Genomic DNA, 15,043 nt, shown 5'->3' on the forward strand with positions numbered 1-15,043 from the left:
CCCGATCCTACGAAGTCGGGTGCGGAACCTGGGAGGCGCGACCCAGAGACTGGCGCGCCACGCCTTCAATCGCGCGGAGGATGACGCTGACAGCGAGCCACCCGACCTTGAGTGCGTCCCACGCGAGCACGAGCACGAGCAGGTTGAGCCACCCCGGCGCACCCACCGAGACCGCTTCAGAGACGATGTGCATGGCTAGAAGTAGGACCGTTGCTAGTCCGAGAAGAACAGCCCCGGTGTGCCACCGCGGCTGCACTGAGCACACCCGCGTGACCAGCAGGTTGGACGGCGCGACGGCTTGTCCCAGTCGGTGCACCCGGGCGACCGCCACGAGGACGGGTATCGCAAGCAGGATCAGCATGGGGACCTCCCGTTAGGCGGTGGACACGTCTGTCATAAGCCAGCCGCCGCCGAGTCCCGCGAGCCTGACCTCCGGCTGTGGAAACGAGACGACTGAACTGACCTATGGGACTGAAATGGCATGCGCAGGTGCCGTGAGCCTGCGGTCGGTTCCGGTACCGGTTGCCAGGCGTTGCGCCTGCCGGGCAGCCCACTGTGCCCGCCGCCGGTCGGCCCGCTGTGCCTCGTGCGCGGCACCTCCTCCGACGGGCGGATCGGACTCGACCTTGTAGCGGTCGCGGTACGCCGCGACGGTTGCCACGGAGTGCATCCAGGACGTCCGATCATTCGGATCGGCCGGCGGCCTCCCCAGTCGGCGAGCCCAGAGCGCCCCGGCGTCCACAGCTGCCGTCGCGAGTGCGAGAGCCCGCGTCTCGATCAACTCCTTCCGTTCGTCGATCGCCTGTCGATCCTCGGCTGACATCGGGCCGAGCGGCTCGGGGATCAGGCCAGCGATGACTCGCGGACGGAGATGGCAACCGCGTGGCGTAGTCCCCGCGAGTTTGTCGACTCTGTAGCGGAGGACCGCTGCGATGTCCTCGGCATCGTCCAGCCTGTGCTGCCCGACGACCCGCGGAATCAACTCGTCGAGGTCGTGGTGGTTGGCCTCCGCCCGTCGTAGCGCCGCCGTGAGCGGGCCGAAGGCCGTCGACTCGACGACCGTGGCATGCTGCTCGGCGGTGAGGCCGGAGCGGCTGAGCAGGTCGACGAAGCGGTCGTGCTGAGCGTCGGCCGCGATGGTCTCGAGTTCGGCCGCGAGGCGGTCGATGCCGCCGTGGAGCTCGTACTCGGCCTCGATCGTCTGCGTGGCGGAAAGGTCGGCGCCGCTGTGCTGAAGGACGCCGTACAGAACTGACTTGGCCGTCACGTCATCCGCCTCCGGCGTGGAGTGGCTGTCGTCGGGCTGGTCGAGGGCGACGTACGCGATGTTGGACTCGCGCCCGCGAGTCATGGACACGTAGAGGTTCTCTCGGGTCGTGGATGCGGTCACGACGACGTGCGCCGTGTCGACGGTGACGCCCTGAGCTCGATGCGCGGTGACGGCGTAGCCGAGGTCGACGTGCTCGGCGACGTAGCCCGGCGGCAGGACCGTTCGGCGGCCGTCGCCTCCGAGGCGCTTGACGACGACCGAGCAATCCCGCCGTATGTCGGTGATCAGCCAACGGTCGCCGTTCTTCACCCACCCGCCTCGCGTTGTCCGGCTGCGGCGGTCGTTCTGACGCGTAATCACGACGTCTCCGACCGAGGCTCGGCAGCCGTCGACCAGTTGCGCCTCGCGGTGATCGACGGCGCCATCCAGAAGCAGCCGATCGGCCCGGGCGCGTTCGTTGAGCGCGCGGACATCCCGAGCCGACTCGGTCACGAGGACGCTGGCGCGCCCGGTGGCGCAGTCGGACCGCCAGGCGACGTACGCAGCGTCGACCATCTCGTCCGTGAGGCCCTCGCGGATCCGCTTGTGACGGGCATACGCCGAGATGACCTGCACGTCTCCGCGGCTCAGCGCCAGGGAGGCCTCCTTCTCCCACTCATTGGAGAACCGGTGGATCTCATTCAGTTCTGGGGCGTCCGCACGCCGGTCGACGAGGAGTGCGAAGGCTCCGCCTGCATCCACGGACTGGAGTTGGTGCGGATCGCCCACGAGGAGCACCTTGGCGTTCGCGGCGCCGGCGATCCCCGTGAGTCGATCCAGCGTCACCGTGTCGGCCAGAGTCGCCTCGTCGACGATCACCAGTTGACCTCGCCGGAGTTCCGTCCGGCCGCGGTCGTACTCGTGGAGCCACTTCGCCGTGTTCTCGCACGCGACGCCAAGGTCGTCGGCCAAAGCTTGGGAAGCAGCGGCGGACGGCGCCAGACCGACCACGCTCCCCCGCCCGCCCTCCGCTGTCCACGCTGCTCGGAGCGCTCGCATCGTGGTGGTCTTGCCTGCCCCGGCCGGTCCGACGAGTACGTCGACCTGGCGTCCCGAATGGCAGATGCTCTCCACCGCGCGGCGCTGTTGCGCGCTCAACTGGACCTTTCCAGTCGCAGCCACTCGGACCGCAACGCTCGCAACTACCGTCGGCGCGGTCACCTTCTCGGCACGACTCAACATCCGCGCCTCGGCATCGAGCACCGCGGTCGAGGAGTACTTCTGACCGTGCCGCGGACGGAACCGGGTCGTGCCGTCCTCACGTTGGAATCTCGCCGGGCTGAGTGCGAGCTCCGGCGGGGTCAGGACCACGGAGCGCGACTGCGCGGCGTCGACGACGAGACCAATGACGGCCTCGCGGTCCTCGGTCGTCGCGAACCTCAGGTCCATGGTCTGCTTCGACGCCTCGGCCACCAGGTTCCAGCGCGTCCACACCGCCCGCTTCACAGACACCGCCGCGACCACGTCGGCGCTGATCGCCTCGATTGCAGCCAGCGGCACGTCGTCGGCAGTCAGCGGGTTCCCGCCGTGGCCGATCACGTCGCGAGACCATGTCGACGGCTCGGTCCCCAGCCGCTCGGCGGCCCGTTGCCGCCAACCCGCGGTGAGATCGGCGAGTGACCGGACCACCTTCGGCGGGCGCGTGGCCAGCGTCGCCTGGGCCCGGAGTTCGACAATGGTCCTGGCTGATGGCATTCGCCCGTGCCGTGCGACGTACTCCGCGATGAGCTCCTCCTTCTTGAGCTCAATCTCGCGGGTGCGGCTGGAGAACTCGGTGATCAGTTGGTCGGTGACACCCGCGATCTCCCATCGGGGGTTCCGGTCGGGTCCGCGCTGCCGCAGCTCCCATTCGATGCCGAGGTCGCGGGACAGCCGGTCCGCAAGCAGTGCGTCGTAGTGCGCCGACAGGCCGGTTCGGGACGCGAATACCGCGCGTCCGTCGAGGCTGCGCCAGCGGCCGTCCATGACGGTGAGCACCTTGTTGGCGATGACGACGTGCGTGTGGAGCTGCGGATCGCCGGCTCGCGAATCGAAGTGGTCGTAGGCGACGGCTGCGACGCCTGCCACGTCGACCTGGGCGACGGCGCCGTCAGCATCGGAGATGCCCGCCCGAGTGGCGGCAACCTCTCGTTCGAACAGCGCTATGACGTCTGCGACCGCCGCGTGATGGGCGGCGACGATCCGTTCCTGAGTGGCAGCGTCTGCGACACCCCAGAGGACGGAGACCGACTTCGGGACGCTGAAGGTGAGGTCGAATCCGGCGACCGCTCGACGCATCCCGGCCGCGGTCTCCTCGGCCTCGATCCGGGTGGTTTCGCCCGCGCAGTCCTCCTGGGTCATCTCCGGGTCGAGCGCGGCGACGCGCTCCTCGATCCGGTCAGCGAGCCGCTTGTACGACGGATACGCCCGGCCGAGTTGTTCTCCCGTGACGGGGTCGCGGCCCATGCCGACGAGCAGGGCGAGCTGCTCCTGAGTCACCTGCATACCCGGCTGGATCTGGCCGGCACCGAAGGCTCCGACGCCGGATCCGAGCCAGCGGCCCGGCGGCGTACCGACCTCGGAGTAGTAGCGGGTCAGGGGCGTCGACATTGCGCGCTGGCCATCACCGGCCGCGACGCTGCGCAGCAGGTACTGGTAGCCGCTGCCCGCGGACATCCGCCGCAGCGAGACCGTCACGGCCGTTTCCATCCCACAGCGCTGAGGTGCGCGTCCTTCTCCACAACCCCCTCGATCTGCACACCGTGTGAAGCCGAGGAGGGCTGAGGTGCAGGGCAGAGGGCGGGCCGGGTGAGGGAGAGGGCGTGGAGGTAGGAGGACGAGGAGCGGGAACGCGAAAAGCGATGAGTCGGGTCAGGATTGTTGGGCGGCGGAGAGCACCTGAGTAGTAGGCCCGGAAAGGCGAAAACGACCGGGTGCGAAATCCAAATTGGCGCTTACGATGAGGCGCAGACGATCAAGCACCGCCACGCGGTCGTCTGCGCTCACGCCGAAAGGCGAGAGGAAGTTGGACACCATGAAGATTCGACTCGGGCTGATCTCTTGGGCGACCGGCGCAACCGTGTTGGTCGGGCTCTCCGCATGCGGTGGCAGCGATACCGATCCCGCGGCGAACGCTGAGCCGTCGCCGGCGTCGCCGAGCTCACCCACGACGAGCTCTTCGTCGCGCGCTCCCTCCGACGCGTCCAGCGCCGATGCCACTGACGCGCTACGCAGCTACTTCACGGTGGTCGACCAGCTCCGCAGCAATCCTGCGGCCGACCTCAAGAAGCTGAAGTCGGTCGCGACGAGCGCACAGCTCAACGCCGTCACTACCCTCATCGGCCGATCGCGCGACGAAGGCCAGCGGCAGACCGGCAGGACAGCCATCAACGAGCTGAAGGTCCAATCGGTCAATCTCGACAACTCCGACCCGAAGGCAGGCAAGATCCCGACGGTCGTCATCGACGTCTGCTGGGACGTCAGCAAGGTCGACGTGCTCGACAAGAGCGGCAAGTCGATCGTCTCCCCCGACCGCCCGGACACCGGGTGGACGCGTTACACCGTCGCGAACTACGACTACGCCGCCGCTCCGACCGGTGGCTGGCGCGTGGCGACGGGCCAGGACCTCAAGAAGGCGCCATGCGCGGCATCCTGATTCGCCTCCTGCTGACTGCGCTGTCCGCCGCCGGCTTCTCCGTCCTTGTCCACGCCCCTTCATACGCCGACACCGTTTGCTCGCAGACCGACCCAGCGACGGGCGAGTGCCTCATCTGGATCGAGGTGCCGGGCACACCGGGTACGCCAGGTGAGCCAGGTGAGCCAGGTGACGACGGGCCGCAGGACACCGGCAACGGAGCGGCCTGTTACTGGGATGGCACGAGCCAAGGCATCACGAAACCTCCGCCCGGGCCGGTGCCCTGCTCCTCGCCCGCGGGCTACTGGTCGAACGACTACCACTGCTACATCAGTCCGGTCGAGCCCCAGCCACCGGCGGGCGACCCGAGCTGGCAGGGTCACGAGCCGGGCGACGGCGCGGTCTACAACTGCTACCAGCCGCAGACGGGTCTGCTCATCACCGTCTGGTCGCAGGACGCGCCCCCGGACTCCGGCACGGGACCAACGCCGCGCGAGGTGGCGCAGATCGCGATCGAGCAGATGCATCTGTCTGCCATCAACATCGGCATCGCGCCCGAGCCGGGTCCGGACAGCATCGGCCTGGTCGGCATGCCGGTCTGGATGTGGGCCAAGGACCCGAACGCTCGCACCGTCGGTCCTATTACCGAGAGCGCATCTGCCGGTGGCATCACGGTCACGGCGACCGCGAACGTCCTCGACATCACCTGGGACATGGGCGACGGCACCGAGGTCGTCTGCAATACGGCGGGCACGCCGTACCAGCCGGAGTTCGGGCGGAAGGACTCCCCCGACTGCGGCCACACCTACAGGAAGTCGAGCGCCGGCCAGACGGGTGACGCCTACACCGTCACCGCGACCTCGAGCTGGGTCATCACCTGGTCGGGCGCGGGCCAGACCGGGACGATCCGCCTCAACGGCCTCAACCGCTCGACCCAGATCCGGATTGGCGAAGCCCAGGTGCTCGTGAGCTGACGAGAACTGCGCGGGAGGGACCAACGTGACCACGACTGCCCGAGAGGACCGGAAGCCCGGCCCCCACGCCGGTGCGCCGAATATCGGCCCACCGATCACTCCCCCGCCCAAGCTGCGAAGGCGCCCTGGTCTCGTCGTCGCCGCAGTGATCATCACCGCGCTCGGCTGCCTGCTCGGCGCGTGGGCCTGGAACGCGACGACCAGCACCGAGGAAGTGCTGGCTGCTACGAACACCATCCATCGCGGCGAGGTGATCAGTGCGGACGACATCCAACGCATCCGGATCAGCGGCGATTCGGCTCTGGAACCGCTCCCGGCCTCGGCGTACGACGAGATCATCGGTCAGCGCGCTGCGCTCGACATCTCTGCGGGCGGGCTGATCACGACCGAGTCGACGACCAATGCGCCGATGCCACCGGAGGGCCAGTCGATCGTCGGGGTCTCGCTGACCCCGGCGCAGGTCCCGGCGCTCCCGATGCACGGCGGCGACAAGGTCCGGATCATCGTCACCCCGGCCGCGAACGGCGACGCTCCGACCGGCACACCGCAGTTCACTGAGGCGGAGGTCGTGGACACTGCCATGGACGAAACGACAGGCAACACCGTCGTCAACGTCCTGGTGCCCTACGCCGAAGCGAGCGTGCTCGCAGCCCGTGCCGCGACCGGGAACGTAGCGCTGACCCTCGACTCAGGGGCCGAGTGATGGCGATCATCTGCCTGGCCTCGGCGTCCGGCTCCCCCGGCGTCACCGCCACTTCGGTCGGCTTGTCCTTCTGCTGGCCACGCCCAGTGCTCCTCGTCGAGGCCGACCCCACCGGAGGGTCCGGTGTCCTTGCGGGATTCCTACGCGGCACGACGCCGTACGACGCCGGCTTGATCGAACTCGCGCTCTCCCACTTGAGCACGGCCGACGCACTTCGGGACGTCGTACGACCGCTGAGCCCGAACGTGTCCGTCGTTGCTGGGATCCGGTCCCATGCGCAGGCCCCGGCGCTGCGCGATGTCTGGGATCCACTACTCGCAGCGCTCCGCGACCTAGACGACAGCGGCCAGGACGTCATCGTCGACGCCGGCCGCCTCGGCCTCGTGGCCTCACCGGCACCGCTGCTCGACGCCGCCGACGTGACCCTGCTGGTCACCCGGGCCACGCTGCCCGCGATCTCGGCAGCTCGTTCGTGGGCGGAGACCGCCCGGCAGCCCGCGACCGGATGGCGACACCCCGGCTTACTTCTCATCGGTGAAGGCCAGCCGTACCGGGCCTCCGAGGTCGCCAAGGCTCTCGGAATACCCGTCGTCGCCGACCTGCCGGACGACCCAGCCGCCGCCGCTGTCTATCACCGGGGCGCCGCGCCTCCCAAGCGCTTCGACACCGGCCCCTACGTCCGTGGACTCCAGACAACGGTCCTGTCCGTCCAGGCTCACATCGCTCGCGGTCGATTCGCGCTGGTCGACGGGGCGCGGGCATGACTGAGGCCTACCGCTTCGCGAACGAGTACGGCGACCTGACCCACCTGCCGCTCTTCAGCCAGCCGAGCAGCGGCGTCACCCCGGTGACGCGCGGCCCAGACCCGAGGGTGATGTCGCCTCCGGCATCCACGTCCGACGTCGATTGGGCGTTGGTCTCGACGTTGCGTGCCCAGGCGTCGGAGCAGCTCAGCCAGGCCGTGCAGTCCGATCGAGCCCGTCTGGACAAGGAGGCGCAGCAGGAACGCGGCCGGTCGATCGTGCTGGACCTGATCGAATCTGCGATGGCAGATGCCGTCGACACCGGCCAGGGCTCGTGGAGCCCAGCGAAGCAGCAGGCAACGGCCCAGGCCGTGTTCGACTCACTGTTCCGACTCGGGCGCCTCCAGCCGTTGGTCGACGACGACCGGATCGAGAACATTGTGATCGTCGGTCACGACAACGTGCAGCTCGAGCTGGTCGACGGAACGCTCGTGCCCGGACCGCCGGTCGCCGACTCCGATCAGGAGCTGATCGACTTCCTCGTCTTCCTCGCATCGCGCAGCGAGGTGAACGCTCGCTCGTTCTCCGAGGCCCGGCCGAGTCTGCACATGAGGCTCGACGGCGGATCGCGCCTGGCCGCCGTCGCCTGGGTGACCACGCGTCCCTCGGTCGTGATCCGTCGTCACCGGTTGATGCAGGTGACGCTGGACGACCTCGTCGCACGCGACATGATGACGCCGGTCGTGGCCTCGTTCCTGCGAGCCGCGGTGCGAGCCCGGTGCTCGATCGTCGTGGCCGGCGCTCAGGGCGCTGGGAAGACCACGCTCGTCCGGGCCCTCTGCGCTGAGATCGACGAGCTCGAGGCGATCGGGACCTTCGAGACCGAGTACGAGCTGCATCTCCACGAGCTCGGCCGGCACAAGGTGGTCATTCCGTGGGAGGCCCGGCCGGGATCGGGTGAGCGGGGTGCTGACGGGCGCCAGTCGGGCGAGTTCACGCTCGATGAGGCACTGGTCGACTCCTTCCGCTTCAACCTCTCGCGACAGATCGTCGGCGAGGTCCGCGGCAAGGAGATCTGGGCGATGATCAAGGCGATGGAGTCCGGCACCGGATCCATCTCCACCACGCACGCAGCCGACGCTGTCGCCGCCGTACGCAAGCTTGTGACCTGCGCGATGGAGGCGGGCCCCCACGTCACCCAAGGGCTCGCGACGAGCAAGCTCGCAGCCACCGTGGATCTCGTTGTCCAGCTGAGCTTGGAGACCAAGGTCGCGCCCAGCGGCGCGCACCGGACGCGGCGGGTCGCCGAGATCATCGCGCTGGCGCCGGGCGAGAAGGAGCCTGGCTACGCGACCACGCACGTGTTCCGCGCGGACGCCAGCGGCATCGCAGCTCCGGACGTCCTTCCCGACGAGTACCGCCGACTCGCCCACCACGGCTTCGACCTGGCTGCCTACCTCGCCAGCCAACCGCTGGGAGCGCGGCCATGACCACGATCCTTCCCGCCCTTGCTGGTGGACTCGTCGCCCTCGGGCTCCTCGGCATCATCGTCGGCCTGCGTCCGGCAGCCGTGTCACCTCGGGAGTCCATCCAACGGCGTCGCCGTCGAGGACCCACTCGGCCCACCCGCCTCCTGCTTCTTGCCGGTGGCGCGCTCGGCCTCGTCGGCTGGCTCATCACCGGCTGGGTCCTGGCGCTCGTGATCGCGCCGATCGCCGTCATCGGGCTGCCGATCCTGCTCAAGGCTCCGCCGGCCGCCACTCAGATCGCACGACTCGAGGCGATGGAGGAGTGGACTCGCTCGCTTTCCGGGGTCCTCACTGTCGGCATCGGTCTGGAGCAGGCACTGGTCGCAACGCTGCGATCGACACCCGCACCGATCGCCGATGAGGTCCAACGACTGGTGACCCGGCTCCGGGCACGCTGGGACACCGAGAAGGCGCTCCGCGCATTCGCCGACGAACTCGACGACGCCACCGGCGACCTGATCGCAGCGAACCTGATCCTGGGTGCCCGCCGGCGCGGAGCCGGGCTGGCGAGCGTCCTCGAAGGACTCGCCGAGTCGGTCGGCGCCGATGTGCGCGCCCGCCGACAGGTCGAGGCCGATCGAGCCAAGCCGCGAGCAACGGCGCGGTGGGTCACCGTGATCAGCGCGAGTGTGCTCGTCGTACTCGCGCTGTCCGGGACGTACGTCGAGCCGTACGGCACCCCGGTCGGCCAGGTGCTGCTCGTCTTGCTCCTGTCGGCGTACGTCGCCACGCTGATCTGGATGCGCCGCATGGCCGCAGGCAAGCCGCTCCCCCGGTTCCTGGCGACCCGCGTAGTCACGGAGGTGACGCGATGATCACCGGGCTGCAGGTGGCGATCCTCTCGGGAGGCCTCGTCGGCCTGGGCGCCGTACTGCTCGTCGCGCGCCTGCTGCCCGTCGAACCTGATCTCGCCGACGCGCTGGAGCGAGTGTCATCGACGCCATCTCGCAACGCGACGGCCACCGATTCCGCCCACTCCAGCAAGGAGCGGCTTGGTCTGTGGGGGCTACGCACCCTGCCCGCCGGCCTGTGGGTTCGTACGCCGACTCGCGAACTTGCCTTGCTCCGGATCCCGGTCGCGCGGTTCTACGGCGAGAAGTTGATGTTCGCCGGGCTCGGCCTGCTGATCCCGCCGGTGCTCGTCACGCTGTTCAACGCCTTCGGGCTGAGCATCCCGATCCAGCTCCCAGCCGTCGCCTCCCTCGGACTGGCCGCTGTCATGTTCTTCATCCCGAACTACAACGCGCTCGACGACGCGAAGAAGGCACGGCTCGAGTTCGCCCGTGCGCTCGCCGCATACATCGATCTCGTCGCGCTGGAGCGCAACAACGGCATCGGCCAGCGCCAGGCGATGGAGGCTGCCGCCGAAGTCGGCGACTCGTGGGTGTTCAACCGGCTCTCCGAGGAACTCACCCGATCGCGGTGGTCCGGGCTGCCGCCTTGGGACGCGCTGCACACCTTGGCTGAGGAACTCGGACTTCCCGAGCTCGACGACTTCGCCGCCATCATGCGCCTCTCGGGCGAAGAAGGAGCCGGCGTGTACGCGACCCTGCGCGCCCGATCGGCCGCGATGCGCACGGCGATGCTCAACGACGAGCTCGCCCAGGCCAACGCCGTCGGCGAGCGCATGTCGATGCCCGGCTCGCTTCTCGGCATCGTCTTCATGGCGCTGCTCGTGGCGCCCTCGCTGCTTCGCATGTTCACGAACTCGTGATCCGGAAGGACTCATCCACAGGAGGAAACCCATGTTGAAGGTTCTGGTCCTGCTGCAGATCGCAGCACTCAGCAAGTACGACGACCTGCGTGCATCCCGCCGCAGCGAACGCGGCTCGGTGACGATGGAGCACGTCCTCTGGGCGGTCGCCGTCATCGGCATCGTCGGAGTAGTGGTCCTCGCGGTCACGAACTATGTCACCTCGCAAGCGGGCAAGATCAAGTAGCCGCCGCCAGCGACGCGGCGAGCGGGGCTCGGTCTCGATCGAGCTCGTTGTACTGCTGCCCGCACTCTTCGCAGTCATGTTCCTGGGCATGCAGGCCGCCCTTTACTACCAGGCGAAGACGGTCGCGATCGCCGCCGCGCAGCAGGGCGCCCGAGCCACCGGCGGCGAGCAGGGCGGGGAGTCCGACGGCGTCGGCGCGGCCAACGACTTCCTCAAGGAAGCCGGCGGAGAGGACGTGCTGGCCGTGACCTCCACAAGCGCGCGCCGGACAGCCACCACGGCCACCGTGACGGTCAGCGGCTTCAGCCTGAGCGTCATCCCCGGCTGGAAGGTCCGCATCACGCAGAGTGCGAGCGTGCCGGTCGAGAACGTGACGGCGCCGTGATCCGCCGCGACGAACGGGGCTCGGCGGCGATCGAGGCGACGATCGGCGTGCCGGCCTTCGCCCTGTTCGTCGGCCTGATCATCTTCGGGGGCCGTACGGCGACGACTCATGAGGCGCTCCAGTCCGCGGCTGCCGATGCCGCCCGGTCGGCCTCACTCGCGCGCGACGCGGACGTCGCCCGCGCCGATGCACGCGAGGCAGCGACATCCAGCATCACGAACCAGAAGATCGGCTGCTCGGCCGTCGATGTCGCCGTCGACACGAGCGACTTCAACAAGCAGCCGGGCGTCCCGGGTTCCGTGAATGTGACTGTGTCCTGCCGTCTCGACCTGTCAGATCTTGCAGTTCCCGGAGTCCCTGGATCCCGCGTCATGCGGGCGACCATGTCCAGCCCGCTTGATACCTGGCGCGAACGATGAACCGCCGAGACGAGCGTGGTTCCGCCACTGTTTGGCTGGCCCTGTCCAGCTTCGTGATGATCTTTCTCGTCGGCCTCGCGGTCGACCTCGGAGGACAGGTCCACGCTCACGAGCGAGCCCACGACCTCGCCGCACAAGCCGCGAGGGCCGGCGGCGAGGAGGTCGAGGGCGGCTCCGCCATCCAGGGCCACGATCTCGTGATCAACCCCGCCGCCGCACGCACTGCCGCACAGCGCTACCTCGAAGCAGCAGGAGTCAACGGCACCGTAGCGATCACCGCCGGCACCACGATCACGGTGACCGTGAACGACTCCTACGACCCGCAGTTCCTCGGTCTCATCGGCATCAACCGCCTCGACGTCACCGGCACCGCGACCGCGCGAATCGTCCGCACCCTCGGAGGTAGCGAGCAATGAACGGAGCCAGCTCCAGAGTGCGCGGCCTCCTGGCCGCCATCGCGCTCGTCGGATTCATGGCCGGCGTACCCGTGTTGCTGATTGCTATCGATGCGCTCCCCGACCTGAGCGCGTTCACGTGGTCTCGGCTGACGTCTCAGGACGACGGCACAGTGGCCCTGCAGGTCATCACCGCGGTCTGCTGGATCGCGTGGACGGTCTTCACCTGCCAACTCATTGCCTCCATCGTGTCGCAAGTTCGCGGCATCCGCTCACCGCGCCTTCCGGGTCTCGCTGTGCCGCAGCTCGCCGCCGACCGCCTGGTCGCCGCCGCGGCGCTGCTGTTCGTCGCAGTGCCGGCCATCAGCGCGGTGCTGCCCCAGCCCCGCGCACACGCGGTCGTCGCGGCGCCGTTGCCCGAAGTCCCGGAGGCGGTTGGAGAGGCCGAGACGCCGGTACCAAACCGTGCGGTGGACCGCCCCCAGGCTGTGCAGCCAGCGACCGAGCGCTACACGGTCAGGCGCGGCGACAGCCTCTGGAAGATCGCCGAAGACCGACTCGGCGACGGCACGCGTTACGTCGAACTCGTCGCCCTCAACGAGACCGTCCTCGACGGGCGCCCCGACTTCCTCCTGCCCGGCACCGTGCTCAAGGTCCCCATCGCTGACGACTCAGCCGACGGGTCGTACGTCGTCCAGCCCGGTGACACCCTCTCCGAGATCTCCGAGGACCAACTGGGCGACGCCGACGCGTACCCGTCGATCTTCCGCGCATCGCGCGACACCGTTCAGCCCAACGGGGCCCACCTCTCCGACCCGGATCTCATCCTCCCTGGCTGGAAGCTCACCCTCCCCGGACGGTCCGATCCGGCTGAGCCGCAGAAGCCGAAGCACGCCCAGGAGCCACCCGCCCAAGAGGCGACTCCTCCGACGGAAGCCACACCTCCGGCTCCGGAGATAGCAGATCCGGCGCCTGAGCAGACCGAGTCCGAATCTGCCGAGGAGGAGGTCGCTCCGAGTTGGCTGCTCCCGGGATTGGCCGGTGCGGGAGCACTCCTGGCCGGCTCGCTCTGGTTGGTCCTCCGGCAGCACCGGCGGACCCAGCTGCGCTACCGCCGGCCGGGCAGGATCATCGCGGCACCACCCGAGGAGTTGCGCGCGGTCGAGAAGTCGGTGCAGGTGACCGGCTCTGCCACCGCCCACCCGATCGAAGAACTCGATGCGGCCCTTCGCGGCCTCGTCCCTGCACCGCGTCTGGTCTCCGTCCGACTCTTACCGAGCCGAATCGTGCTGACGCTCGCGGAGCCGGCTGAGCTCCCCATGCCATGGACTGGGGAAGGCGTTACATGGCAGCTCTCGGTCGACGAGGTCACCACTCGGCCCCCAGATGCGCTGTCGCCGTACCCAATGCTGGTCAGCGTCGGTCAGGCCGACGACGGAGCCCTCGTCCTCCTCAACATCGAGGAGCTCCGTGCGGTGGCGCTCACCGGTGACGACGACCGCACCGCCGCACTGGCTCGCCATCTCATGGCTGAACTGGTCGTCAACCCCTGGGCGTCGCCGGTGCACATCGAAGCACTTGGTATCGGCGGCGAGCTCGCCGCGATCAACCGCGACTTCGTCCACGTCCACGACCCCGGAGACGCCGCGTTCCTCGACGCCCTAGCCGACGATCTCGGGGCTGCCAGCCCGACCGGAGAGCCCGACGAGTTTCACGCAGCGATCGTTGCCACCGGCGACAGTGGGCCTGGCCTGGCTCGGTTGGCGGGAGCCATCGTCGGATTCCCGGGAAGCGCCGGCGTGGCTCTGGTGACCATCGGAAACGAAGCCGCCCCGCCGTACGTCGACGTCAACGTCTCACCTGAGGGGCGTCTCCGGATCCCGTCCCTCGACCTCGATCTCGCTGCATCGGGGCTCACCTCTGCCGAGGCGGAGGCATGCGCCGCGCTGATCGACCTCACCACGGAGGCCGAGGTCGTGCCGGTCCCCCGCCCGACTGACAGCGGGGCCGTGTCGGACTGCGCTGGTGCCCTCGTGGAAGAGCTGACCGAACCACGTCCAGAGGCACAACCAGCGGGCAGCTCGTCGCTTCTTCCGCTCGAGGCCCACGTGTACGCCGACCGGGCGGCCACGACCGTCGACGACGTCGAAACTCTGGCTCCGATCGCAGCCGCAGAGGCCGCGCCGGCCCTGGAAGCCGCCGACCCGGGCCTCGACGAGGACCTTGCCCGCTGGGACTCCCCGGTTCCCGTCGCACCGAAGGTCACGCTGCTCGGACCGATCACAGTGAGGAGCCTCGGCGATGCGACTGCGACGGCCCACCGGCGGCCCTACTACGTCGAGTTCCTCGCGTACCTGGCACTCCACCCAAAGGGAATCACCGCCGAGAAGCTTGCCGAGGACCTCGGCATCCGTCCTCAGAAGGCGCGGTCCGACCTGAGCATCATCCGGAAGTGGCTCGGGCAGAGCCGGGCGGGCAAGCCGTTCCTTCCGCGAGCGCAGCAGACCCATCAGGACGGCGTCCCGGCGACCTACGCCCTCGACGGGGTTCTCTGCGATCTCGACCTGTTCAGACGTCTGCGTGCCCGCGGCCAGAGCCGCGGCGCCGAGGGGATGGACGACCTCATCGCCGCACTGCACCTCGTCAGCGGCGAGCCGTTCACCGACCTGCGCAAGGACGGCTGGGGCTGGCTCCTCGAAGGCGCCCGGCTCGACCACATCATGACGGCCGCGATCGTCGACGTCGGACACATCGTCACCACGCACGCGCTGACCGTCGGCGACCTCGGCCTGGCCGACTTCGCGTCGAACGTCGCCCTCGCCGCGTCGCCGTACGACGAGATCGCCACCCTGGACCGCGTCGCGGTCGACCGAGCCATGGGAGACGTAGAAGGAGCCGAAGCGCGGCTGCGGAACGGAGTCTCCAACCGGATCGACGACGACTACGGACCGATTCAGTTGCCTCCTCGAACCGCAGAAGTCGTCGAAGGCAAGCGCCAGTCGCAGGCAGCACGACGCCAAACGGGCTGATACC

Annotated in this window: 15 protein-coding genes; 12 read left to right on the plus strand and 3 right to left on the minus strand. The window is 68.9% G+C overall.

Features of this window, described 5'->3' with window-relative positions; all coding sequences use genetic code 11:
- Positions 1 to 7: 7 nt before the first annotated feature.
- The 3 genes from HPC71_RS12460 to HPC71_RS12470 form a co-directional block, all read right to left on the minus strand.
- Positions 8 to 361, minus strand: a complete 354-nt coding sequence (locus HPC71_RS12460; RefSeq protein WP_154617177.1) for a hypothetical protein — start codon at positions 359 to 361, stop codon at positions 8 to 10.
- A gap of 102 nt (positions 362 to 463) precedes the next feature.
- Positions 464 to 3,985: a MobF family relaxase gene (gene mobF, locus HPC71_RS12465; protein ID WP_216656407.1), complete on the minus strand. Its 3,522-nt coding sequence runs from the start codon at positions 3,983 to 3,985 to the stop codon at positions 464 to 466.
- Between the two features lie 174 nt (positions 3,986 to 4,159).
- Entirely contained in the window at positions 4,160 to 4,456 is a 297-nt protein-coding gene (locus tag HPC71_RS12470; protein WP_171896756.1) for a hypothetical protein, read from the minus strand.
- A 76-nt stretch (positions 4,457 to 4,532) separates the two neighbouring features.
- Here HPC71_RS12470 and HPC71_RS12475 point away from each other — a divergent pair, with 76 nt between their 5' ends.
- From HPC71_RS12475 to HPC71_RS12530, 12 genes are read left to right on the plus strand one after another with little or no spacing between them, the layout of a single operon-like run.
- Positions 4,533 to 4,943, plus strand: a complete 411-nt coding sequence (locus HPC71_RS12475) for a hypothetical protein (protein ID WP_171896757.1) — start codon at positions 4,533 to 4,535, stop codon at positions 4,941 to 4,943.
- Positions 4,928 to 5,896, plus strand: a complete 969-nt coding sequence (locus tag HPC71_RS12480; protein WP_154617168.1) for a hypothetical protein — start codon at positions 4,928 to 4,930, stop codon at positions 5,894 to 5,896. Before HPC71_RS12475 ends, HPC71_RS12480 begins: the two co-directional genes overlap by 16 nt.
- A 25-nt stretch (positions 5,897 to 5,921) precedes the next feature.
- Entirely contained in the window at positions 5,922 to 6,599 is a 678-nt protein-coding gene (locus HPC71_RS12485; protein WP_253943704.1) for an SAF domain-containing protein, read from the plus strand.
- Entirely contained in the window at positions 6,599 to 7,363 is a 765-nt protein-coding gene (locus HPC71_RS12490) for a CpaE/TadZ family protein (RefSeq protein WP_154617166.1), read from the plus strand. The genes HPC71_RS12485 and HPC71_RS12490 overlap by 1 nt, the downstream gene beginning before the upstream one ends.
- Positions 7,360 to 8,832 (plus strand): TadA family conjugal transfer-associated ATPase, encoded by a 1,473-nt coding sequence (locus HPC71_RS12495; protein ID WP_154617164.1) that lies wholly within the window; start codon positions 7,360 to 7,362, stop codon positions 8,830 to 8,832. Before HPC71_RS12490 ends, HPC71_RS12495 begins: the two co-directional genes overlap by 4 nt.
- Positions 8,829 to 9,686, plus strand: coding sequence for a type II secretion system F family protein (locus HPC71_RS12500; RefSeq protein ID WP_154617162.1), 858 nt, complete (start codon positions 8,829 to 8,831; stop codon positions 9,684 to 9,686). Before HPC71_RS12495 ends, HPC71_RS12500 begins: the two co-directional genes overlap by 4 nt.
- Positions 9,683 to 10,585, plus strand: a complete 903-nt coding sequence (locus HPC71_RS12505) for a type II secretion system F family protein (protein ID WP_154617160.1) — start codon at positions 9,683 to 9,685, stop codon at positions 10,583 to 10,585. Before HPC71_RS12500 ends, HPC71_RS12505 begins: the two co-directional genes overlap by 4 nt.
- 31 nt (positions 10,586 to 10,616) lie before the next feature.
- Positions 10,617 to 10,811, plus strand: coding sequence for a hypothetical protein (locus tag HPC71_RS12510; RefSeq protein WP_154617158.1), 195 nt, complete (start codon positions 10,617 to 10,619; stop codon positions 10,809 to 10,811).
- Positions 10,780 to 11,196 (plus strand): TadE family protein, encoded by a 417-nt coding sequence (locus HPC71_RS12515; protein WP_154617156.1) that lies wholly within the window; start codon positions 10,780 to 10,782, stop codon positions 11,194 to 11,196. The genes HPC71_RS12510 and HPC71_RS12515 overlap by 32 nt, the downstream gene beginning before the upstream one ends.
- Positions 11,193 to 11,615: a TadE/TadG family type IV pilus assembly protein gene (locus HPC71_RS12520; RefSeq protein ID WP_171896758.1), complete on the plus strand. Its 423-nt coding sequence runs from the start codon at positions 11,193 to 11,195 to the stop codon at positions 11,613 to 11,615. Before HPC71_RS12515 ends, HPC71_RS12520 begins: the two co-directional genes overlap by 4 nt.
- Positions 11,612 to 12,031: a TadE/TadG family type IV pilus assembly protein gene (locus tag HPC71_RS12525; protein ID WP_154617152.1), complete on the plus strand. Its 420-nt coding sequence runs from the start codon at positions 11,612 to 11,614 to the stop codon at positions 12,029 to 12,031. Before HPC71_RS12520 ends, HPC71_RS12525 begins: the two co-directional genes overlap by 4 nt.
- Complete coding sequence (locus tag HPC71_RS12530) at positions 12,028 to 15,039, plus strand: LysM peptidoglycan-binding domain-containing protein (protein ID WP_154617150.1); 3,012 nt, start codon at positions 12,028 to 12,030, stop codon at positions 15,037 to 15,039. Before HPC71_RS12525 ends, HPC71_RS12530 begins: the two co-directional genes overlap by 4 nt.
- Positions 15,040 to 15,043: the final 4 nt, after the last annotated feature.

Origin of the sequence: Nocardioides marmotae (assembly GCF_013177455.1) — a bacterium.
Classification (GTDB): Bacteria; Actinomycetota; Actinomycetes; order Propionibacteriales; family Nocardioidaceae; genus Nocardioides; species Nocardioides marmotae.